The following is a 22,356-nucleotide window of genomic DNA, read 5'->3' on the forward strand; positions in this document are numbered from 1 at the left end:
CATCATCTCCCGTCGCAGGTCAGGCCGTCAGCCGAACCTGTACGCGCTTTCTACCAGCGGTTACACAGATCCGGTTTAGTTTTTGCATTGATCTGTGGACTTCTAGCCGCGACTGCCTTAACGTTTTGCTACCACAGCCAGAAACACCGATGACAAGAGCCGGTAACACGGCTCTGTCGTGGTGCCCCTTCGACCGCCCGCGTTGCACAGGCGCGAAAGCGCAGGTCACGCATCCCGCTCCGGTCGAGTGGCCACCTGGCGGTTCCGGTGTGCACTGTCGCGTCCCGACGGTGCGCGCCGCAGCGCCATGGCCACGCCCCATGGGAACGGATAAATGCAGGGAGGAGTGCAATGCAAACCACGAAAAACCGCAGACTGCGGCTGGTCGCCGGCCTGGTGGCGACGGGTCTCATGGTCTTCGGCGCCCCGGCGCTGACGGCGCAGGCGGCAGGCGGTCCGAACCTCTCGCTCGGCAAGACGGCGAGCGCGAGCAGCACCAACAACGGCTTCGTGACCGGAAACCTCAACGACGGCAACCAGGGCAGCTACTGGGAGGGCACGAACAACTCGTTCCCCCAGTGGGCGCAGATCGACCTTGGCGCCGCCACCAGCATCGACCAGGTGGTGCTCAAGCTGCCCGCCAACTGGGAGCAGCGCACCCAGACGCTGTCGGTGCAGGGCTCGACCAACGGCTCGACCTGGTCGACGCTGGTCAACTCGGCCGGTTACACGTTCAGCCCCGGCAGTGCCAACACGGTGACGCTCAACTTCACCGCCTCCAGCCAGCGGTACGTGCGGGTCAACATCACCGCCAACACCACCTGGGCGGCGGCGCAGCTGTCCGAGCTCGAGGTCTACGGCGCCGGCACCGGCACCGGCTCGGGCAACCTGGCCCAGGGCAAGGCGACCACCGAGAGCGGCCACGCCGACGTCTACGGCTCGGGCAACACCGTCGACGGCAACCAGGGCAGCTACTGGGAGAGCACGAACAACGCGTTCCCGCAGTGGGTGCGCGTGGACCTCGGCTCGGCCGTCAGCGTGAACAAGGTCGTGGCGAAGCTGCCGAGCGGCTGGGGCGCGCGTACCCAGACCATCACGGTGCAGGGCTCCACGGACGGGACGAACTTCACCAACCTCGTCGCCTCGACGGTGTACAGCTTCGCCCCGTCGGCGAACACGGTGACGATCAACTTCTCGGCCGCGACGGTCCGCTACGTGCGGCTGTGGGTCACCGCGAACTCGGCGTGGCCCGCCGCGCAGATCTCCGAGTTCGAGGTGTACGGCCCGACGACCGGTGACACCCAGGCCCCGTCCACCCCGGGCAGCCTGGCCTACACCCAGCCGGCCCAGGGTCAGATCAAGCTGACCTGGAACGCCTCCACCGACAACACGGGCGTCACCGCGTACGACGTCTACGCCAACGGGGCGCTGCTGACCAGTGTCAGCGGCACCACGCTGACCTACACCGACGGCCGTCCCGACAGCGAGACGGTCAGCTACTACGTGCGGGCCCGCGACGCCGCCGGCAACCAGTCCGGCAACAGCAACACGGTCACCCGCACCGGCCAGACCGGTGACCAGGTAGCCCCGACCGCCCCGGGCAGCCTCGCCTACACCTCGCCCGCCTCCGGCCAGATCAAGCTGACCTGGACCGCGTCGGTCGACAACGTGGGCGTGACCAACTACGACGTGTACGCCAACAGCTCGCTGCGGGCCACCGTGGCCGGCAACGTGCTGACGTACACCGACAGCCAGCCGGACACCGCCACGGTCAGCTACTTCGTGCGGGCCCGCGACGCCGCCGGCAACATCTCGCCGATGAGCAACACGGTCACCCGCAACGGCTCCGGTGGTGGCGGCACCAACCAGGCGCTGGGCAAGCCGGTCACCGACAACGGCCACACCTGGGTGTACACCCCGGAGCTGGCCGTCGACGGCGACCTGACCACGTACTGGGAGGGCAGCACGTCGCCCAACCAGCTCACCGTGGCCCTGGGCTCGAACGTGTCGCTCGGCTCGATCGTGGTCAAGCTGAACCCCGACGCCGCGTGGGGCGCCCGTACCCAGACCATCCAGGTCCTGGGCCGCGAGCAGAGCAGCAGCTCGTTCGTCAACGTCGTGTCGGCGCAGACGTACAGCTTCAACCCGGCCTCCGGCAACACGGTCACCATCCCGGCCTCGGGCAACTACGCCGACGTCCGGCTGCAGTTCACCGGCAACTCCGGCGCCCCCGGCGGCCAGGTGGCCGAGTTCCAGGTCATCGGCGTTCCGGCGCCGAACCCGGACCTCACCGTCACCGCGGCGACCTGGAGCCCGGCCTCGCCGATCGAGACCGACGCCATCACCGCCACCGCGACGGTGAAGAACAACGGCACCGCCACGGCGGGCGCGACCAACGTCAACTTCTACCTCGGCACGGTCAAGGTGGGTACGGCGAACGTCGCGTCGCTGGCCGCGGGCGCGCAGTCCAACGTCTCGGTGAGCATCGGCACGCAGAACGCGGGCACGTACGCGCTGACCGCCAAGGTCGACGAGTCGAACGCGGTCGTCGAGCAGAGCGAGACCAACAACAGCTACACCAACCCCACCAACCTGGTGGTGGCGCCGGTGCAGACCTCGGACCTGGTCGCCGCCGCGGTGGCGTTCAGCCCGAGCAACCCGTCGGCGGGCAACACCGTCACCTTCTCGGTGTCGATCAAGAACCAGGGCGTCCAGGCCTCGGCCTCCGGCGCGCACGGCATCACCCTGGTGCTGAAGGACGCCGCCACCGGCGCGACCATCACCACCAAGACCGGGTCGTACTCCGGTGTCATCAACGCCGGGGCGACCACGTCCCCGGTGAACCTGGGCACCTGGACGGCCGTGAACGGCAAGTACAACGTGACCACGACCATCGCGGTCGACGGTAACGAGCTGCCGGTCAAGCAGGGCAACAACACCAGCACGCAGGGCTTCTTCGTCGGTCGCGGCGCCAACCTGGGCTACGACATGTACGAGGCCGAGGACGGCACCACCGGCGGCGGCGCGGGCGTGGTAGGCCCGAACCGCACCATCGGCGACCTCGGCGGTGAGGCGTCCGGCCGCAAGGCCGTCACCCTGAACACCAACGGCGCCTACGTGCAGTGGACCACCAAGGCCGACGCCAACGCGCTGGTCACCCGGTTCTCGATCCCGGACAACTCGGGCGGCACCGGCACCACGTCGACGCTGAACATCTACGTCAACGGCGCCTTCCACAAGGCGATCACGCTGACCTCCAAGCACTCGTGGCTGTACGGAGCGGAAGCGGCACCGAGCAACTCGCCCGGCGCCGGTCCGGCCCGCCACCTGTACGACGAGGCCAACATCCTGCTGGACAGCACCATCCCGGCCGGTAGCACGATCAAGCTGCAGAAGGACGCCGCCAACTCCGGCACGTTCGCGATCGACTTCATCAACCTGGAGAAGGTCTCGCCGCGGGCGAACCCGGACCCGGCCCACCTGAAGGTGCCGACCGGTTTCACCCACCAGAACGTGCAGGACGCGCTCGACGCGGTCCGCATGGACACCACGGGCACCTGGACCGGTGTGTACCTGCCGGCCGGCACGTACTCCACCGCCCAGAAGCTCCAGGTCTACGGCAAGCCGATCAAGGTCACCGGCGCGGGCATGTGGTATACCCGCTTCGAGACGCCGACCTCGCAGGAGAACACCGACGCGGGCTTCCGGGTCGAGAGCAGCGCGAACGGCTCCACGTTCGAGCACCTCGCGTTCTTCGGCAACTACACCATCCGCCAGGACGGCCCGGGCAAGGTCTGGGGCGAGCTCAAGACGGTCAACAACCTGACCTTCGACAGCGTATGGGTCGAGCACACCGTCTGCGGTTTCTGGGGCGTCAACGTCAGCGGCTGGACCGTCAAGAACAGCCGCATCCGCGACACCTTCGCCGACGGCATCAACCTGACCAACGACTCCACCAACAACCTCGTCACCAACGTCGAGGGCCGGGGCAACGGCGACGACGCGTTCGCGCTGTTCTCCGCCACCGACGGCGGCGGCTCGGTCGGCAACCACGGCAACGTCTTCGAGAACCTCTCGGCGACGCTGACCTGGCGCGCGGCGGGTCTGGCGGTCTACGGCGGCTACGACAACACGTTCCGCAACATGTACATCGCGGACATGCTGACGTACTCGGGCATCACGATCTCGTCGCTGGACTTCGGCTACCCGTTCGTCGGGTTCGGCAACCCGCCGACGAAGTTCGAGAACATCTCGCTGGTCCGGGCAGGTGGCCACTTCTGGGGCAACCAGACCTTCGGCGCCATCTGGGTGTTCGCGGCCACCCACACCTTCCAGGCGATCCGGGTGACCGACGTGGACATCATCGACCCGACGTACTCGGGCATCATGTTCCAGAGCAAGTACCCGGAGCAGAAGCCGGTGACCGACACCATCTTCACCAACGTCCGCATCAGCGGCGCCCAGAAGAGCGGTGACGCGTACGACGCCAAGTCCGGCATCGGCATCTGGGTCAACGAGATGCCCGAAGCGGGTCAGGGCCCGGCCATCGGTTCGGCGACGTTCACCAACCTGACGTTCAGCAACAACTTCCAGAACATCAGGAACACCACCACCACGTTCACGATCACGCAGAACTAGCCCCACCGTATTACCGGTCAGCGCCGCCGGCGGGCCTCACGGCCTGTCGGCGGCGCTGCCGCGTTTCCGGCAGCGCATGCCATGCGTGATCTTGGGAGAGCGCTATCCCACAGTTCAGGACCACGTACCCGCGTGAATGGACCTCTGCTTACGGTGGCGTCGCCGCGATTGCCGCGGTGCTCGCACCGGCGGGCGGGCATGCCCTCAAGGAGGAAGTACATGCGCAGAATCAAGACACTGGTGCAGCTGTCCGCGATCGTCGTGGTGGCCGCGCTGCCGGTCCTCGCGGTGCAGGCCCCCGCGCACGCGGCGGGCTGCTCGGGTTCGTACGGCGACGCCGGCCGCTCCTACACCGCCTACGGCTGCGCCGGGTACCCGTCGAGCTTCAGCATGCAGGCCCGCGCCAAGTGCACCCCGACCGGCAGCGGATCGGTGTACTACGCGTACGGCCCGAAGGTCGGCATCCTCGGCACCTCCCGGGCCCTGTGCCAGTCCGGCTACGTGGCCCTGGCCGGCACCGCGCTCGTCTACTCCGTCTGATCACGACAGGCACGGTGGACGGCCGCTCCCGGCCCACCGTGCCGCTACGTCCGCCCTGGACGGTGGGCAGCTCGCGCCGACCGGTCGATGGCACGGCCCCGACCGCCTGGCTACGCTGCGTCGATGTTGATCGTGGATGGGCAGTCCAATGAGCGCCTGGTGCTCGACGGCGAATGGTTCGAGAAGCTGCACGGCGGCCAGTCGAAGACCCGGGTGCCCGCGTCGTCGTTCCGCAGCGCGACCTGGCAGGACATCGACCGCCGGGTACGGCTCTTCAGCAGCGAGCGCGAGCAGCTGGTCTCGGTGATGCTCTCGTTCGACGGCGGCCCCTTCGTGGGGTTCGTCGCCCCCGCCGAGAAGAAGTCACAGCTCGAAGCCATCGTGGCCGGCCTCGAAGCCGCCCGCACGACCGCCTGACCGGGCATCCCCTCGGCCCCTCGGCCCCTCGGCCCCTCGGCCCCTCGGCCCCTCGGCTCGCCCCGGCCTGGACCGCCGACCTCGGGCAAGGTCTTCGTGGCCGGCCAGGAGCTGGCGTCGTCGTCGGAGAACCAGGCCGTGTGGACGCCGGTCGCCACCGTGGTGTCGACACCGAAGCCGCCGAGCCGACCGCGTGCACTCGTTCGGTCGCCGCGATCGGCTTCGGGGCGTCCGCCGACGAAGGAGGCTCCCGCTTCCGGCGCATCTGGTGAGACCCACCCCGGTGACGGACCCGTGCGACGGATGGGAGGCGGCGGTGATCGTCGTTTCCGGTCGTGAAGTTCGTCGTCAGCGGGCCCTTTGACCGAGAATCGCGATCATGCCCGGTAGGTATGCCGAAGATCGCCGACTCGGGTCCCGTTCCAGCTGTGGCCGGGACGCGGTCGCCGACTCGGGTCCCTTTCCCTGCGGGTGGCCGCTGTGCGATCGCTGACCCGGGTCCCTTTTCTGCGGGCGACCGGGTGCGATCGCCTGTCCGGACCCTGGCCGGTGGTCGGTGCTGTGGGCGCGCGTCGAAGATCGCGCTCAGCGGTCACTTCACCACGCGGCCGCTGCTCCGAACTCCACTTCCGTGCCCCCATCCGCCGATCTTCGCCGCGCCCTCGCGGTGCCTGGCTGCAGTTTCGGGGAAAGTGCAGGAATCTTGGGCGTGATTCCAGCACTTTCCCCGAAACTGCAGCCTCGTCACGGGCCCGGTGCGGCGCGGCCCGGTGCGGCCCGGTGCGGCGCGGTGCGGCGCGGCCTGGTGCGGCGCGTGGCGGCCAGGTGCGGGGGTGGGTGGGGTGGGGGTGGGTCAGGGGGTGGTGGTGAGGGCGGTGACGATGGCGGCGAGGGCTTCGGGGGCGTCGTCGCCGGTGGCGCGGACGGTCACGGTCTGGCCGGCGGTCGCGCCGAGGGCGAGCAGGCCGAGGATGCCGCGGGCGGAGGCCGTACGCCCGCCGAAGCTGATCTCGACGTCGCTGCTGAAGCGCGCCGCGGCCCGCACCACCTGACCGGCCGGCCGCGCGTGCAGGTGCGCGCCCAGCACGACGTCGGTCTCACAGCTTCCGGGCATCCCAGGCCTCCCGCGCCGCGGCGACCACGGTGTCCAGGTCGGCGCCGGTGGCGGCGATGACCGCGGCGGCCAGGGCGCCCTCGACGAACGGCACGTCGAGCAGCACCACCTTCTCGCGCGGCTCGTCGTCCAGGACGGCCTTGGCGGTCAGCACCGAGCTGCCCAGGTCGGGGATGACCACCACGCCGAGCGCGTCGTCGGCGTCGTCGATGGCGGTGCGTACGAGGTCGTAGCCGGTGCCCAGCCCGCCGTCCTCGGTGCCGCCGGCGGTGTTGATGCCGACGTGCTCCCCGGCGACCTGGCGCAGCAGTTCCCGGACGCCCGCCACCAGCAGTGCGCTGTGCGAGACGAGCACGATGCTCACAGTGCTGGTCATGATGGGGATGCTACGCCGCGCAGACCGGGCGGAACCGGGGCAAGATTGACATGGTGCCCCGTGGCGCGTACGGGCCGACCGGGAAGGGAGTTCCGTCGTGAAGAAGTTCATCAACCATCCCGACGCGGTCGTCCGGGAGGCCCTGATCGGCCTGTCCGCCGCCCATCCCGACCTGCGCGTGGACCTGGACGGCCCGTATGCGGCCCGCGCCGACGCCCCGCGGGCGGGCAAGGTCGCACTGGTCTCCGGCGGCGGTTCCGGGCACGAGCCGATGCACGCCGGCTTCGTCGGCCTGGGCATGCTCGACGCGGCCTGCCCAGGGGAGGTGTTCACCTCGCCGGTGCCGGACCAGATCGTGGCGGCCAGCAGGGCCGTCGACGGCGGCGCGGGCGTGGTCCACATCGTGAAGAACTACACCGGGGACGTGATGAACTTCCAGCTCGCCGCCGACCTGCTCGGCGACGGGGGCATCGAGGTGCAGACGGTGCTGGTCAACGACGACGTGGCGGTGGAGGACTCGACCTGGACCGCCGGGCGGCGCGGCACGGGCGCCACGATGCTGGTGGAGAAGATCGCCGGAGCGCTGGCCGAGACCGGTGCGGGCGCGGCGGCGGTGGCCGCGATGGGGACCCGGGTGAACGAGGCCAGCGGGTCGTTCGCGGTGGCGCTTACCGCGTGCACCACCCCGGCGGCGGGGCGGCCCGGGTTCGAGCTGCCCGAGGACGAGATGGAGGTCGGGGTCGGCATCCACGGCGAGCCGGGGCGGCGGCGCGAGCAGCTGCTGCCGGCCCGTGACATCGCGGCCATGTCGCTGGAGGCGATCATGGCGGCCAAGCCGGTGGCCTCGGGCGAGGACGTGATCGTGCTGATGAACGGCCTCGGCGGCACCCCGCTGATCGAGCTCTACCTGCTGTACGGCGAGGTCGCGGGCATGCTCGAGGCGGCCGGGGTGCGCATCGCGCGCAACCTGGTCGGCGACTATGTGACGAGCCTGGACATGGCGGGCATGTCGCTGACGGTGTGCCGGGCCGACGCCGAGATGCTGCGGCTGTGGGACGCGCCGGTGCGCACCCCGGCGCTGCGGTGGGGGGTCTGATGGACGCCTCCCAGGCCAGGGCCTGGCTGTACGCGGTCGCCGACTCGATCGCCGGCCAGGCCGACCACCTGACCCAGCTCGACGCGGCGATCGGGGACTCCGATCACGGGGTGAACATGAACCGGGGCTTCACCGCCGTACGGGCCGCGCTGGACGGGGCGCCCGCCGACGGCGTACGCGGGGTGTTCACGCTGGCCGGGTCGACGCTGGTGTCGCGGGTGGGCGGGGCGTCCGGGCCGCTGTTCGGCAGCGCGCTGCGGGCGCTGGGCAAGGCGCTGCCGGAGCAGGGCGACGCCGACACCGCAGCACTGGCGGCGGGGCTGCGGGCCGGGCTGGAGGCGGTGTGCAAGCTGGGCGGTGCGGTGCCGGGCGACAAGACCATCGTGGACGCGTACGCCCCGGCGGTGGACGCGTTCGAGCAGGCCGCGCGGGCGCACTCCGGCGACCGCGACGGCGGCCTGGCGGCGGCCGCGCGAGCCGCCGCCGACGCGGCCCAGCAGGGCATGCGCGACACCATCCCGCTGCAGGCCCGCCGCGGCCGCGCCTCCTACCTGGGCGAGCGCAGCGTGGGGCACCAGGACCCCGGGGCCACCTCCACCTGGTTGATCTTCCAGGCGCTGGCCGACACCGTCACCACGCGACGCCCATGACCGGCGCTGACGTGGTCTACCGGGGCACGCCCGGTGCGGCGGGGGTGGCGGTGGGCAGGCTGCACCTGCTCGCACCGGAGTCACCCGGCAACGGCGTGCTGGCCGCGGCGGGCCCAGAGCGGTTGCGGACCGCGTTCGACGCGGTCGCGGCGGGGCTGCGCGCCCGCGCGGCGGCCATCCGGGCGGCCGTGGCGGAGCAGGCCGCTGCGGACCGCGGCGGCCTCGTGCCGCCGGGGGCGCAGGTGGACCAGGCGGCCGAGATCCTGGAGGCGACGGCGCTGATCGCCGACGACCCCGACCTGCGGGCGGCCGCGATGGCCGAGTGCGCGGCGGGCGAGCGCGCCGACCGGGCCGTGATCGAGGCGGCGGCGCGCTACGCCGAGCTGCTGGCGGGCCTGGACGACCCTACGCTGGCGGCCCGCGCGGCCGACGTACGGCTGGTCGGGCAGCGGGTGGTGCAGCAGCTGCGGGGCGGGGTGCGGCCCGTCGCCGACGGCCCGGTGCTGCTGGCCGCCGCCGAGCTCGGCGCCGACGACCTGCTGAACCCGGAGGCCACCGTGCTGGGCGGTGTGTCGGCGCGGGGCGGCCCGAACGCGCACGTCGCGATCGTGGCGCGGGCGCTGGGCGTGCCGCTGGTGTTCGGCATCGACCTGCCCTCGGCCGAGGACGGGGCCGAAGCGGTCCTCGACGGCGCCGCCGGCGTCCTGACCGTACGCCCCGGTGCCGCCGCCCGCGCCGCGGCCGACAACGCCGTGGCCACGGCCCGGCAGCGGCGCCAGTGGCTGGCCGAGCACCGCGACCTGCCCGCCGTGACCGCCGACGGGCAGCCGGTGACGCTGCTGGTCAACGTGTCGGCGGCCGCCGACGTCGAGGCGGGGCTGGCCGCGGGTGCGGCCGGGGCGGGACTGATCCGCACCGAGCTGCCGTTCCTGCAGGCGGCCCGCTGGCCGACCCGGGCCGAGCACGTGGCGGCGCTGCGGCCGGTGCTGACCGCGCTGGCGGGGCGGACCGCGACGGTACGGGTGCTCGACTTCGCCCCCGACAAGCTGCCGCCGTTCCTCGCCGCCGAGGCGACCGTGCACCGGGGGCTGCAGCTGCTGCTGGCGCACCCGGACGCGTTCGCCGACCAGCTCGCGGCGATTCTGGACACCGGAGCCGACACCCGGCTGCGGATCATGGTGCCGATGGTGGCGTCGGCCGCGGACCTGTACCGCTGCCGCGAGCTGCTGCACGAGGTGTCGCACGAGCACGGCACCGGGGTGCCGCCGCTCGGCGCGATGATCGAGCTGCCCGAGGCGGTGGCCGAGGTCGACGCGATCGCGGCCGCGTCGGACTTCCTCTCCATCGGCAGCAACGACCTCACCGCCGCGCTGCTGGGCCTGGACCGGCGCGACCCGGCGCTGACCCCGGCCCGCGCCGCGGACCCGCCGGTGCTGGCCGCGATCGCACGGGTGGCCGCGGCGGGAGTGCGGGCGGGGCGGGACGTGTCGGTGTGCGGGGACGCGGCGGGCGACCCGGCCGTCGTCCCGGCGCTGCTCGCGGCGGGGTGCCGGATCCTGTCGGTGGCGCCGACGTCGCTGGACGAGGTGCGGGCGGTGGTTCGGGGCACGACGCTGGTTCGGGACACGACGCTCGGGCCGTCCGATCACGGGTGAGCGGATATTCGCCCCATTAGGGCCTGTTCGGCCTGGCGGCCGCCATACCCGGCAGCGACCGAATCAGACCGATCTAGTGTTGAGACTGGTCACGCCGATGGCGTGAAACGGAACGAGATCACCATAGACGCGGTGGTCAGCGGCGAACCGACGCCGCGACGGCAGCGTATCCGCCGCCCGGCTCGTCGCCTTGCTCGCCAACCCGCGTAGGGGGCGGGAACAACCATGGCGGAGACGAAGTCCCACTGCATCTGGCGCGAGATGAGCGCCGAGTTCGCCGGGACCATGATCCTGATTCTGTTCGGTGTCGGCGTGGTCGCCCAGGTCGTGGCCGGAGGCTACGGGGACCACGACAGCATCACCTGGGCGTGGGGGCTGGGCGTGACGCTGGGTGTCTACACCGCCGCGCGGATCAGCGGCGCACACCTCAACCCGGCGGTGACCCTGGCGCTGGCGACGTTCAAGGGGTTCCCCTGGCGCAAGGTGGTGCCGTACTGGGTCGCGCAGCTGCTCGGCGCGTTCGTCGCGGCGCTGATCGTACGGTGGAACTACACCGAGGTGCTGGGCAAGGTCGATCCTGGTCACACCATCAAGACGCAGGGGGTCTTCTCCACCCTGCCCGGCAACGGCACGCTGCCCATCGGCACCTGGGGCGCCTTCCGCGACCAGATCATCGGCACGGCGATCCTGCTCTTCCTGGTGCTGGCGCTGACCGATGTGCTCAACCTGCCGCCGCTGGCCAACCTCGCCCCGCTCATGATCGGCCTGCTGGTGGTCGCGATCGGCATGGCCTGGGGCACCGCCGCCGGGTACGCCATCAACCCGGCCCGCGACCTGGGGCCCCGCTTCGCCTCCTATCTGACGGGTTACGACACCGCCTGGAGAGACCAGTATGGGAATCTCTATTTCTGGGTGCCGATTCTGGGCCCGTTCATCGGCGGTCTGCTGGGCGCCTGGCTGTACCACCTGCTGATCGGGCGGCACCTGACGCCGGAGACGGTGGTGGAGGGCACGCCGACCGGAACGGTGGCGCTGGATGCCGAGGCGAGCCCGCCGGTGCTGCCGGAGGGCGGAAGCGAGCCCGGAAAGTGAAATGATCGATCCGGACCGTTGTGGAGAGGACTCGCGAGATGGCTGACTTCGTCGGTGCGATCGACCAGGGCACGACCAGCACCCGGTTCATGATCTTCGACCACGGTGGCAACGAGGTCGGCAAGCACCAGCTCGAGCACAAGCAGTACCTGCCGCAGGCGGGCTGGGTCGAGCACAACCCGGTCGAGATCTGGGAGCGCACCAGCGCGGTGGTCAAGACGGCCATGGCGCAGCAGAAGCTGCAGGCCACCGACCTCGCCGCGCTGGGCATCACCAACCAGCGCGAGACGACCGTGGTGTGGAACCGCAGGACCGGGCGGCCGTACTACAACGCGATCGTCTGGCAGGACACCCGCACCGACCGCATCGCGGCCGCGCTGGACCGCGACGGCCGCGGCGACGTGATCCGGCGCAAGGCCGGGCTGCCGCCGGCGACGTACTTCTCCGGCGGCAAGATCCAGTGGATCCTGGAGAACGTCGGCGGCGTACGGGAAGCGGCGGAGAACGGCGACGCGCTGTTCGGCAACACCGACACCTGGGTGCTGTGGAATCTCACCGGCGGCGCCGACGGCGGCGTGCACATCACCGACGTCACCAACGCCAGCCGCACCATGCTGATGAACCTGGAGACCCTGGACTGGGACGACGAGCTGCTGGGCTTCTTCGGCATACCCCGGCAGATGCTGCCGCAGATCCGCCCGTCGTCGGACCCGACGCTCTACGGCACCACCCGGACCAGCGGGCCCGTCGGCGGCGAGGTGCCGCTGCCGGCCTCGCTCGGCGACCAGCAGGCCGCCACCGTCGGGCAGGTGTGCTTCAGCCCCGGCGAGGCCAAGAACACCTACGGCACGGGCAACTTCATGCTGCTCAACACCGGCACCGAACTGGTCCGCTCCAACAGCGGCCTGCTCACCACGGTCTGCTACCAGTTCGGCGGCCAGCCCGCCGTGTACGCCCTGGAAGGGTCCATCGCCGTCACCGGCTCGGCCATCCAGTGGCTGCGCGACCAGCTCGGCATCATCAGCGGCGCCGCGCAGAGCGAAGCCCTGGCCCGGCAGGTCGACGACAACGGCGGGATCTACTTCGTGCCCGCCTTCTCCGGCCTGTTCGCGCCCTACTGGCGCTCCGACGCCCGCGGCGTGATCGTGGGCCTGTCCCGGTTCAACACCAACGCCCACCTGGCCCGCGCCGCCCTGGAGGCGATCTGCTACCAGTCGCGCGACGTCGTCGAGGCGATGGAGAAGGATTCCGGGGTCAAGCTCGACTTCCTCAAGGTCGACGGCGGGATCACCGCGAACAGGCTGTGCATGCAGCTGCAGGCTGACATCCTGGGGGTGCCGGTCAGCAAACCGGTGGTCGCCGAGACGACCGCGCTCGGCGCCGCGTACGCGGCCGGGCTCGCCGTCGGATTCTGGGAGTCCACCGACCAGCTGCGCCAGCACTGGCACGAGGACCAGCGCTGGGACCCGCAGTGGACCGACCAGCAGCGCACCGAGGGCTACAAAGGCTGGAAGAAGGCGGTGGAGCGGACGCTGAACTGGGTCGAGGTGGAGTGAAACCCCAGCTCACGGGGTAAGAGCACACGGAAGTCGCACAGCGGGGGAGGCTGGCCGTGGAGGCTGTTGCCATGTCCGCCCAGGCGCGCCGCCAGGCGCTGGCCGACATGTCGGCCCGGGAACTGGACATCCTGGTCATCGGCGGGGGAGTCGTGGGGGCGGGGGCCGCGCTCGACGCGGTCACCCGGGGCCTGTCCACCGGCATCGTCGAGGCGCGGGACTGGGCGTCGGGCACGTCCAGCCGCTCCAGCAAACTGATCCACGGCGGGCTGCGGTACCTGGAGATGCTCGACTTCTCGCTGGTCGCCGAGGCCCTGAAGGAGCGGGCGCTGCTGCTGACGCGGATCTGCCCGCACCTGGTGAAGCCGGTGAAGTTCCTCTACCCGCTGACGCACCGGATCTGGGAGCGGCCCTATGTGGGCGCGGGCGTCACCCTGTACGACACCATGGGGTTGACCACCGGCAGCGGGCGCGGCGTGCCGCACCACAAGCACCTGTCGCACCGCCGGGCCCTGCACGAGGCCCCCTGCCTGAAGAAGGCATCGCTGGTCGGGGCGGTGCAGTACTGGGACGGGCAGGTCGACGACGCCCGGCACACGCTGACGGTGGTGCGCACAGCCGCATCGTACGGGGCGCACGCGGCCAACCGGGCGAAGGTGATCTCGTTCCTGCGGGAAGGGGAGCGGGTCGTCGGGGCGCGGGTGCGCGACCAGCTCAGCGACGACGTGTACGACATCCGGGCGCAGCAGATCATCAACGCGACCGGGGTGTGGACCGACGAGACGCAGCGGATGGCCGACACCCGCGGGCAGTTCCACGTGCGGGCGTCGAAGGGGATCCACCTGCTGGTGCCGCGTGACCGGATCCAGTCGCGGACCGGGCTGATCCTGCGGACGGAGAAGAGCGTCCTGTTCGTCATACCGTGGGGCCGGCACTGGATCATCGGGACGACGGACACGGACTGGCACCTCGACCTCGCCCACCCCGCCGCCACCGCCGGCGACATCCGGTACCTGCTCGCGCACGTGAACTCCGTGCTGGTCACGAAGCTGACCCAGGAGGACGTCGAAGGGGTGTACGCCGGGCTGCGGCCGCTGCTGGCGGGGGAGTCCGAGGAGACGAGCAAGCTGTCCCGCGAGCACCTGGTCGGGCATCCGGTGCCGGGGCTGGTGGTCGTCGCGGGCGGGAAGTACACGACGTACCGGGTGATGGGCAAGGACGCGGTCGACGAGGCGGTGCGGGGGCTGGACCTGAAGGTGCCGGAGTCGATCACCCATGAGGTGCCGCTGGTGGGGGCCGACGGGTATCGCGGGCTGTGGAACCGGCGGCACCTGCTGGCGCAGGAGTCGGGGCTGCACGTGGTGCGGATCCAGCACCTGCTCAACCGGTACGGCTCGATGATCCACGAGGTGCTGGCGTTGATCGCGGAGTACCCGGAGCTGGCGGAGCCGCTGCCGGGGGCCGACGACTACCTGGCGGCCGAGGCGGTCTACGCGGCGTCGCACGAGGGTGCGCTGCACGTGGACGACGTGCTGGCCCGGCGTACCCGGGCGTCCATCGAGACGTGGTCGCGCGGGGTGCAGGCGTCGGAGACGGTGGCGCGGCTGATGGGCTCGGTGCTGGGCTGGTCGCCGGACGAGATCGCCGAGGAGATCGAGGTGTACGCACGGCGCGTCCAGGCCGAGCGGCAGTCGCAGCAGGAACCCGACGACGAGTCAGCCGACAAGGTCCGCCTGGCCGCCCCCGACCTGGGCTGACCGCCGCGCCGGCCGCCCGCCGCCCGCCGGTACGTGCAGTTTCCTGCGGGAGGCGGCAGTCTGCCTGACCGGGCTTCCGGTTGCGGGTGGCGATAGCCTTCGGGCGTGGAGTTCCTGGAGATCCGCGCGGTGACGCCCGGCCCGCGAGCGTTCCTCGACGGTGCCGATCCGGCCACCGGCGAGACCGTGCACACGACTGTCTACAGCGGATACGTGGTCCTGGGCCGCAGTGCCGGCTTCCGCGGGGCGATCAGCCTGGGCCAGCTGCAGGAGATCTCGTTCTTCCTGCCCGACAGTGCGCCGTACCCGCAGCCGCCGACCGCGCTGTGGGCCGAGCTGAGCGTGCGCCGGTTCCGCAGCACGGGCAACATCAGCGCGGTGCACCTCGGGGCCTGCGACGAACGTGTCGAGGTCGCGCCCGACCCGCGCGGCGGCGAGCACCGCTGGCTGCGGCTGACGTTCAAGGCCCCGAACTACTCCCACGACCTCGTCGAGCTCAACTACCGCGTGACGGTCCAGTCGCGCTGAGGAGACACGGACGTTGAGCAGCGCGGAGATCATGGCACGGACGGCGTACGTGCGCGCGCTCGCCGATGGTGGACACCTGGACGACGAGCACCTGGTCTGCGCCTTTCAAGAGGTACCGCGGCACGGGTTCCTGCCCGCGTTCTTCCTCTGGCAGCCCGACGGCAGGTGGCGCGGGGTCGACCGCAGAGAGCCCGACTACCTGCGGCTCGTGTACGCCGACACCGCTCTCGCCACCCAGCTCGACGGCGAGACCACCCCCGACCCGAAGGCCCCGGCCCGATCCGGCACTCCGACCTGCGGCTCCACCCGGCCCAGCCTGATGGCGACCATGCTCGAAGCCCTCGCCCTCACCGGCCGCGAGCGGGTCCTGGAGGTGGGCCTCGGCACGGGCTACAACGCCGCGCTGCTCAGCCACCGCCTCGGCGACTCCAACGTGTACAGCGTCGACGTCGACGGCGCCGTTGTGGAGGCGGCCCGCTCGCGGCTCAATTCCTGCGGCTGCGAACCGCACATCGCCACCACGGACGGGCGGTCCGGCTGGCCCGGCTCACCACGCTTCGACCGCCTCATCGCCACCTGCGCCGTCCCTGCCATACCCCCGGACTGGATCTTCCAGGTCGCCGACGGCGGCCTGATAGTCGCCAGCCTGTGGCGCGGACTCGGCGGGGGCCCGCTCGTGCGCCTGGAGGTCGACCACGGCACGGCGCAGGGCCGATTCCTGTCGATGCCAGGCGATCCCATGCCGGTACGCACCGCCGCCCGCGTCGACCCCGACGCTGCGTGGAAGGCGGCGGCCGGCCAGACCGGAGCCACCCACACCACCCCCGTCCCACCCGATGCGCTCGACCATCCGCACGCCTCACTCTGGGTGTCGCTCCTGGTACCCGACGCCGGGCGGCTCGACGTGCTGCCCGAGGACGGCTCCGCGCAGCTGTGGCTGCTGGCCCTGGACGGTTCCTGGTCGTGCCTCGACACCGGCACGAACCGGGTCGAGCAGCGCGGCCCGCGCAGGCTGTGGGACGAGGTCGAGCAGGCGTACTCCCTGTGGCGGCGCCAAGGCGAGCCTGCCCGCGAGCGCACCGGCCTCACGGTGACCCGCGACGGCCTGCACCGGATCTGGCTCGACCACCCGTCGAACGCAGCCGTTGACCTCTAGCCGCAGCCTGAACTCGCCCAAATCCGGGAAGCCATGGTGCAGTTTCGGGGAAGGTGCGGCAATCCGAGCCCGGATTCGTGCACTTTCCCCGAAACTGCAGCCTAGGCCGCCGTCGGGGAAGGACTCGATGTCGACCTTGCCCGCGTCGAGCCCGGCCTGGTCCGTGCCGCCGACGCGATACTCGCCGGCACGGCGGCACGTCCCGCCTGACGGCGACAGCAGCAGGAGCCGGGACGGCCGCTGGTGGCGGCTCGTTCCGGCTCCTTGTCGGCTGCGACGGGCGGCGACCGCTACGGCGCCGGCGCCGGCGCCACCGCTACCGCGACCAGCTTCGTGACGTAGCTCCCCACGCCGAAGCAGCGCGCGGCGACCCGGTCGCCCGCCGCGACGGTGACCAGAGCCGTCATGCTGCTGGACACCCCGTAGCCCTGCGAGGGGTCGGGCTGTCCGGCGATCCGCTCGAGCATGGTTGCGAACTGCTCGGCCACGTTCCCGTTCTTCTCAAGGCTGCACCGGAAGAAGGGATTGCCCCCGACGGTCTCCGCGGTGATCGTGCTCGTGAACTGGTAGCGCCCTGCGGGCAGGCCCTCGAGCAGGGCGATGTCGCGCGGGTCGGTGTTCGGCGTCAGCGTGCCCCTGAGATTGGCCGTCTCGAAGGCGGCCGGCAGCGTGGGGGGTCCGGGCGGGCCCTGTCGGCCGGGCTTGCCCTGCGGTCCGCGCGGGCCCTTGATGTTCCAGACCACGCTCTGCTCGTTCTTGCCGCAGCCGTGCCCGCCACCCCTGGGCAGGTCGGGGATGCGTACGTCGCCGGTCTTCTTGTCGACGCAGGCGCTGATGACCGCCGCTGCTTCGGGCTCGGCCTGGGCGAAACCGCCGAAGGCCAGCAGGGTGGCGGCCGCGAGGCCGACCACTCCGACGGCCCGTCGTACCCGAGCTCTGGTAGACGACTTCACGTTTCTCCTCGGTGACAGTTGGACTCCCTGCGGTGGAAGACCCCGAGGTCGGTTCTAGCGGGCTGCGAGCACGAATCCACGGCACCACGCCGTACGGTGCGTGGTGTTGAGGCTACTTAGGGTGACTATATGCCCAGTACGGGCAGGCACTCCTTGACGCCGGTGAGCTCGATGTCGTCCCGGCGGACCCGGTCCCATGCCTCGCGGGTGAGCCGCCAGCGCTGGATCCGCGCGAGCTCGCCGCGCCGGGTGTCCCAGTCCGTGCCGTTCGGCTCGTAGCCCAGGGCACGGGACACGCGGTTGGAGGCCACGTTGTCGACGAAGGCGTCGCTGCCGGCCTCGCGCGCGCCCAGCCCGGCGAAGGCCAGCTGCAGGATCGCCGCCCGCATCTCCCGGCCCAGCCCCTGTCCGCGACTGCCGGGTGCCAGCCACGAGAAGCTGGACACCGTGCCGAACCGGTCGAAGTCCCGGCCGATGAGGTCCTGCATGCCGACCGGCTCTCCGTCGACGAGGACGACGAAGTAGAGCCGCCAGGCATCGGGGCTCATGCGGGAGCGGCCGGACCAGATGGCGCGCAGCCACCGCCATTCGCGTTCGGGGCTGTCGGCGTAGAACGAGTGCGGGTCGTCGAACGGCCACGGCTCGGCGTCGGCGATCCCGGCCCGCACGAGCGGCACCAGGCGCTCCAGCAGTTCGTCGGAGGCACCGGCCAGCGTCAGGCGAGGCGTGCGGACTGCCACGTTCAGCGGGGGATAGGTGTGCGCCACGCCCGGACGGTAGCCAGCCAGCCCGGGCGCCGCACCCGCTTTTCCCCGGCCGTGCCTTACCGGTGCGCCTCAGACGTCGCGGACCAGCTTCACGGTCAGTTCGGTGTCGTTGTGGTGGCCCTCGTAGTCGGCGAAGTCCCCGGCCGCGAACGTCCAGCCGCCCTCGGCGATGATGGCGCGCAGCTTGGCCAGCGGCAGCCGGACCGCGTCGGCGGGCATGTCCCACTCGCCGACGACGACCTCTTCGGCCCGCTCCGCCAGCTCGTCGAGCGTCTCGAACTCCTCCGGCTCGTCGGTGCCGTCGACGGGGAACCAGTCGCCCTCGGCCCGGCGCAGCAGCTCCGCCTCGGCCTCTGCGGCCCAGTCCACGTCCCCGTCCCAGTCGTGCTCGAAAAAGGAGAAGCGCAGCAGGAGGGTCTCGGTCACCGGGGGATCGTACTGCAGCGTCTCGGCCGGTATCCGTTACGTTCGGTTCCGGTTGGGTAGGCCCGTGATATGGCACATTCTCCGCAGCTGGTCGGTCGGCGCTACCGGCTGGTGGAACGCCTCGGCACCGGTGGTACGGCAGTCGTGTGGCGGGCGTACGACGAGGTCCTGCACCGGCCGGTGGCCGTCAAACTGCTCAGCTCGGCGCTCGATGCCCAGCCCGGGGCGCTGGCCCAGCTGCGGGTCGAGGCGCTGGCGGCGGCGAAGCTCTCCCATCCGCACCTCACCTCCGTGTACGACTACGGCGAGCAGGCCACCACCGACGGGCACCGGCAGCCGTACCTGGTGATGGAGGTCGTCGAGGGGACGACGCTGTCGCTGGCGCTACGCGCGGCGCCGCAGGGCCTGGGCTGGCGCCGCGCGGTCGAGATCACCGCGCAGGCGGCCGGGGCGCTGGCGGCCGCGCATGCCCGGGGCATCGTCCACCGCGACGTCAGCCCCGCCAACATCATGCTCACCGCGCAGGGCGTGAAGGTCGTCGACTTCGGCATCTGCGCCCTGTCCGGCACCGCCGACGAGGGCGACGAGCTGGTCGGCACCGTCGACTACATCGCACCGGAGCGGATCGCCGGCACCGAGGTCACCGCCGCCTGCGACGTGTACGCGCTGGGCCTGGTGCTCTACCGCTGCCTGACCGGCTCGCTGCCCTGGCCCGGCGGCACCGCCGCGCAGCGGCTGCGCGACCACGTCCGGCAGCCGCCGCAGGCGCTGCCGCCCATCGACGGCCTGCCCCCGCACGTCGCCGCCCTGTGCATGGCGTGCCTGGCGAAGGACCCCGCCGAGCGCCCCACCGCCGCCGACCTCGCCACCCGGCTCGGCACGACCCCGGCCGAGGCGCCCGCGGCGGCGTCCGGCGCCGACCGCGAATCGACCCAGGTGCTGGCGATGCCCTCGGACACGGTACGCCTGAGCGGCCGCCCCGGCCCGACCCGGCGCGCGGCGCTGCGGCCCAAGCCGGTCGCGGCCACCGCCGCGCTGCTGGCCGCCGGGCTGGCCAGCGCGGTCATGGCGGGCGGCGCGGCGAGCGGCCGACCGCCCGCCGCCGAGACGGCCGAACCGCCGGAGTTGTGCGAGGTCACCTACGACGAGCACGTCAGCGGAGACCGGTACGCCGCCACCGTGACCGTCGCGTCCAGCACCGACCGGCCCGGCGCCGGGTGGCGGCTGACCTTCACCAGCGGCGGCGACCGCATGCTGGCGGAGGGGCCGGCCCGGCTGCTGCGCGAAGGCCGCCAGGTGTCGGTGACGGCCCCGGACGGCCTGGCGCCCGGACGGCCGGTGACCGTGAAGCTGACCGGCGCCCGGATGACCCAGGCGAGCCGGCCCGCGGACTTCGCCCTCGACGGCCGGGCGTGCCGGAGCACCACCACCGTGGTCGAAACGACCGCGCCGAGCCCGCGTACGACCGGTACGCCCGCCGATGTGGACGGCCGGGGCGGCGGCCCGGGGCCCGAGCAGCACAAGGGAAAAGGCAAGGGCAAGGGCAAGAAGTAGGAGCAGCCGACCGTCGACCCGGCTCAGGCTGGGGCGGGTACGAACCGGGTCGCGCGCAGGGCCTCGTAGAACGGGCGGTGGTAGGCGTCCAGCTCGGCCAGGCGCGGGTCGTTGTCGGGCCGCACCCCGTGGCGGGTCGCCTCGGTGGTGAAACCGGTGCTCGCCTCGACGTCGCGGTGCCACGCCTGGGTCCGGGAGAACATGTCCTGCGAACCGGACTGCCAGGTCAGCGCCTGGGGCAGTGGCGGCAGCCCGGTCTCGGCGCAGAACCGGGCGGCGGCCTCGGCGGGGCTGGCGGCCATCTCGTCGCCGTCAAGCACGAGCGGGTCCCGGCCGGTCGCGGCGCGTACGGCGGTGACCATGCCGTGCAGGCGCTCGAAGCCGATCTCGTCGCGCTCGACCGCCGGGTTCATGGCGTAGTGGGAGGCGATCACCGCGGCCGGGTCGCGGATCATGAAGGTGTTCACGACCGAGGTGTAGAGGCGCTGGTCGGCGAGGATCTCGTCGTACGGGTAGTCGGTGGTCTCCTTGAAGAAGACCGTCCTGCCCCGCTCCTCGGCCAGCGCCAGCAGCAGGTCGAACAGTTCGCCGGTGCTGCCGGCGCGCCGTCCGGCGACGTCGAAGTGGCCCACTGCGGCGAGGTTGGAGAACGGCTCGTGGACCACCTCCAGGTCGCCCCGCTCGATCAGCATCCGCAGGAACGCGGTCGACCGGGACCGGGGCACGGCCCACAGGGCGATGACGGGGGCGCTCACTGCGATCGGTCTCTCTTCGTCGGCGGTGCGGGGCGGGTCAGTTCGCGGACGGGTCGTGCCAGCGGTTGCCGCCGGAGCCGAACCGGGTCTGCTGGTCGCCCCCGGTGCCGGGGGCTTCGATGCCCTCGGCCCGCGCCCGGCCCTGGTGCAGGCTGAGCTGGACCGTGGCGGTGACGGCGCGGGTGAGTTCGTCCATGGCCAGGCGGGCGGCGGCCGGCGCGGCGGCCTCGTGGCGGGCCTCGTAGACGGCGGCGCCGAGCACCGGGGCCAGCGTCCGGTAGAGGGCCTGGGCGTGCGGGTCGAGGCAGACCTCGAGGGCGCGCTGCCAGGCGACGTCGAGCACTTCGAGGCCGGGAGCCTCGTAGACGCCCCGGCAGCGGGTGCCGATGATGCGCCGCTCGACCACGTCGCGCAGCCAGATCCCGTGCCGGGCGCCGAGGTCGTTGGCGGTGGTCAGGACCCGGACCGGGTCGGGGCCGCTGCCGTCGACGTCGGTGACCTCGCCGTCGGTGAAGGTGACGGTGACGGTGTCGGCCCGCTCGGGCGCCTCGGCGGGCCAGGCGCTCCAGCGGGGGCGCAGCGTGCGGGGGCCCACCGGGTTGGCGAGGTCCTCCAGCGCGGTCGACTCGTGTGAGGCGCCGGCGAGGTTGGCGTCGGTGGAGCGGTCGGCGTCGCTGCCCTCGTCGAGCGGCAGGCCGGCGTGCTCGACCGCGGCGAGCATCTCCTTGCGGCCGGGGAAGCGGGCCAGGGCGTCCGGGTCGGTCCAGGGGGCGAAGACGGGCAGGTCGGGGGCGAACGCGCGACCGTACGCCGCGAAGCGCCGCTGGTCGTTGCCGCCGCCCACGCAGCCGTGGGCCAGCACCGTGCAGCCGTCGGCGCGCATCCGCCCGACCAGCCCTTCGACCAGGACGTGGCGCGAGGCGCCGGTGGTATTCCAGTATCCGCCGTCGTGGCGGGCCTGGTGGCGCAGCAGCCGCAGACCCATCGCGGCCATGCTCGGGCGCAGGTCGACGGCGGTGGCCTCGAACCCGTGCGCGCGCAGCCCGGCGACGACCCCGTCGACGCCGTCGTCGTGCTGTCCGATGTCGGCCACGTAGTGATGGCTGGCGATCCCGTTGTCGCGCAGCCACACGCCGAGAGCGAGGCTGGACAGGCCGCCCGCCTGGAATACGCCGACGTGCTGGCCGGCCAGTTCCCGGTGTCGCATCTGCTCGTGCCTCTCGCCCTGGGTGCCGCGCGGGCCGGGTCGGTCCGCCAAAACCCGGCCACCCTAGCAGTGGTCCACAAAGGACGACAAGACTCTTCCCAATAGACTTTGATGTATGT

The 22,356-nt window shown here is 71.8% G+C and carries 19 protein-coding genes; 12 read left to right on the plus strand and 7 right to left on the minus strand.

The genetic code is table 11. The features are described from left to right. The first annotated feature begins 351 nt into the window (after positions 1 to 351). From QEZ54_RS16270 to QEZ54_RS16280, 3 genes are all read left to right on the plus strand, one after another. Positions 352 to 4,638 carry a discoidin domain-containing protein gene (locus QEZ54_RS16270; RefSeq protein WP_281305449.1) on the plus strand — a complete coding sequence of 1,429 codons (4,287 nt, stop codon included), beginning with the start codon at positions 352 to 354 and terminating at the stop codon, positions 4,636 to 4,638. 219 nt (positions 4,639 to 4,857) lie between these two features. Continuing rightward, positions 4,858 to 5,178 carry a hypothetical protein gene (locus QEZ54_RS16275; protein WP_281305450.1) on the plus strand — a complete coding sequence of 107 codons (321 nt, stop codon included), beginning with the start codon at positions 4,858 to 4,860 and terminating at the stop codon, positions 5,176 to 5,178. Between the two features lie 123 nt (positions 5,179 to 5,301). Further along, entirely contained in the window at positions 5,302 to 5,595 is a 294-nt protein-coding gene (locus QEZ54_RS16280; protein ID WP_281305451.1) for a hypothetical protein, read from the plus strand. A gap of 853 nt (positions 5,596 to 6,448) precedes the next feature. Here the strand turns inward: QEZ54_RS16280 and QEZ54_RS16285 are convergent. Both QEZ54_RS16285 and dhaM read right to left on the minus strand, forming a co-directional pair. Continuing rightward, positions 6,449 to 6,709, minus strand: a complete 261-nt coding sequence (locus tag QEZ54_RS16285; RefSeq protein WP_281305452.1) for an HPr family phosphocarrier protein — start codon at positions 6,707 to 6,709, stop codon at positions 6,449 to 6,451. After that, positions 6,693 to 7,085, minus strand: a complete 393-nt coding sequence (gene dhaM / locus QEZ54_RS16290; protein WP_281305453.1) for a dihydroxyacetone kinase phosphoryl donor subunit DhaM — start codon at positions 7,083 to 7,085, stop codon at positions 6,693 to 6,695. The genes QEZ54_RS16285 and dhaM overlap by 17 nt, the downstream gene beginning before the upstream one ends. Positions 7,086 to 7,182: 97 nt before the next feature. Here dhaM and dhaK point away from each other — a divergent pair, with 97 nt between their 5' ends. The 8 genes from dhaK to tgmC all read left to right on the plus strand — a co-directional run bounded on the left by dhaK (position 7,183) and on the right by tgmC (position 16,575). Continuing rightward, positions 7,183 to 8,181 carry a dihydroxyacetone kinase subunit DhaK gene (dhaK, locus tag QEZ54_RS16295; protein WP_281305454.1) on the plus strand — a complete coding sequence of 333 codons (999 nt, stop codon included), beginning with the start codon at positions 7,183 to 7,185 and terminating at the stop codon, positions 8,179 to 8,181. Continuing rightward, on the plus strand, positions 8,181 to 8,831 hold the full coding sequence (gene dhaL, locus QEZ54_RS16300) for a dihydroxyacetone kinase subunit DhaL (RefSeq protein WP_281305455.1): 651 nt from the start codon (positions 8,181 to 8,183) through the stop codon (positions 8,829 to 8,831). The genes dhaK and dhaL overlap by 1 nt, the downstream gene beginning before the upstream one ends. Next, complete coding sequence (locus tag QEZ54_RS16305; RefSeq protein ID WP_281305456.1) at positions 8,828 to 10,486, plus strand: putative PEP-binding protein; 1,659 nt, start codon at positions 8,828 to 8,830, stop codon at positions 10,484 to 10,486. The genes dhaL and QEZ54_RS16305 overlap by 4 nt, the downstream gene beginning before the upstream one ends. A 225-nt stretch (positions 10,487 to 10,711) precedes the next feature. Continuing rightward, on the plus strand, positions 10,712 to 11,578 hold the full coding sequence (locus QEZ54_RS16310) for an MIP/aquaporin family protein (RefSeq protein ID WP_281305457.1): 867 nt from the start codon (positions 10,712 to 10,714) through the stop codon (positions 11,576 to 11,578). A gap of 38 nt (positions 11,579 to 11,616) precedes the next feature. Beyond that, on the plus strand, positions 11,617 to 13,134 hold the full coding sequence (gene glpK / locus QEZ54_RS16315; protein WP_281305458.1) for a glycerol kinase GlpK: 1,518 nt from the start codon (positions 11,617 to 11,619) through the stop codon (positions 13,132 to 13,134). 56 nt (positions 13,135 to 13,190) lie between these two features. After that, positions 13,191 to 14,891: a glycerol-3-phosphate dehydrogenase/oxidase gene (locus QEZ54_RS16320; RefSeq protein WP_281305459.1), complete on the plus strand. Its 1,701-nt coding sequence runs from the start codon at positions 13,191 to 13,193 to the stop codon at positions 14,889 to 14,891. Positions 14,892 to 14,996: 105 nt separating this feature from the next. After that, positions 14,997 to 15,419 carry a hypothetical protein gene (locus QEZ54_RS16325; RefSeq protein WP_281305460.1) on the plus strand — a complete coding sequence of 141 codons (423 nt, stop codon included), beginning with the start codon at positions 14,997 to 14,999 and terminating at the stop codon, positions 15,417 to 15,419. 13 nt (positions 15,420 to 15,432) lie between these two features. Beyond that, on the plus strand, positions 15,433 to 16,575 hold the full coding sequence (gene tgmC / locus QEZ54_RS16330; protein WP_281305461.1) for an ATP-grasp peptide maturase system methyltransferase: 1,143 nt from the start codon (positions 15,433 to 15,435) through the stop codon (positions 16,573 to 16,575). Between the two features lie 290 nt (positions 16,576 to 16,865). On the opposite strand, the gene QEZ54_RS16335 is transcribed toward tgmC, so the two are convergent. From QEZ54_RS16335 to QEZ54_RS16345, 3 genes are all read right to left on the minus strand, one after another. Beyond that, complete coding sequence (locus QEZ54_RS16335; RefSeq protein WP_281305462.1) at positions 16,866 to 17,528, minus strand: hypothetical protein; 663 nt, start codon at positions 17,526 to 17,528, stop codon at positions 16,866 to 16,868. Positions 17,529 to 17,653: 125 nt separating this feature from the next. Further along, positions 17,654 to 18,295 (minus strand): GNAT family protein, encoded by a 642-nt coding sequence (locus QEZ54_RS16340; protein ID WP_281305463.1) that lies wholly within the window; start codon positions 18,293 to 18,295, stop codon positions 17,654 to 17,656. Positions 18,296 to 18,364: 69 nt separating this feature from the next. Then, positions 18,365 to 18,721, minus strand: coding sequence for a hypothetical protein (locus tag QEZ54_RS16345; RefSeq protein ID WP_281305464.1), 357 nt, complete (start codon positions 18,719 to 18,721; stop codon positions 18,365 to 18,367). Between the two features lie 69 nt (positions 18,722 to 18,790). Here QEZ54_RS16345 and QEZ54_RS16350 point away from each other — a divergent pair, with 69 nt between their 5' ends. Then, positions 18,791 to 20,275 carry a protein kinase gene (locus QEZ54_RS16350; protein ID WP_281305465.1) on the plus strand — a complete coding sequence of 495 codons (1,485 nt, stop codon included), beginning with the start codon at positions 18,791 to 18,793 and terminating at the stop codon, positions 20,273 to 20,275. A 23-nt stretch (positions 20,276 to 20,298) separates the two neighbouring features. On the opposite strand, the gene QEZ54_RS16355 is transcribed toward QEZ54_RS16350, so the two are convergent. Both QEZ54_RS16355 and QEZ54_RS16360 read right to left on the minus strand, forming a co-directional pair. Beyond that, on the minus strand, positions 20,299 to 21,030 hold the full coding sequence (locus QEZ54_RS16355; RefSeq protein ID WP_281305466.1) for a hypothetical protein: 732 nt from the start codon (positions 21,028 to 21,030) through the stop codon (positions 20,299 to 20,301). A 37-nt stretch (positions 21,031 to 21,067) separates the two neighbouring features. Next, positions 21,068 to 22,237, minus strand: a complete 1,170-nt coding sequence (locus QEZ54_RS16360) for an argininosuccinate synthase domain-containing protein (protein ID WP_281305467.1) — start codon at positions 22,235 to 22,237, stop codon at positions 21,068 to 21,070. Between the last annotated feature and the right edge of the window lie 119 nt (positions 22,238 to 22,356).

It is taken from the genome of Catellatospora sp. KI3 (genome assembly GCF_029948125.1).
Taxonomy (GTDB): Bacteria; Actinomycetota; Actinomycetes; order Mycobacteriales; family Micromonosporaceae; genus Catellatospora.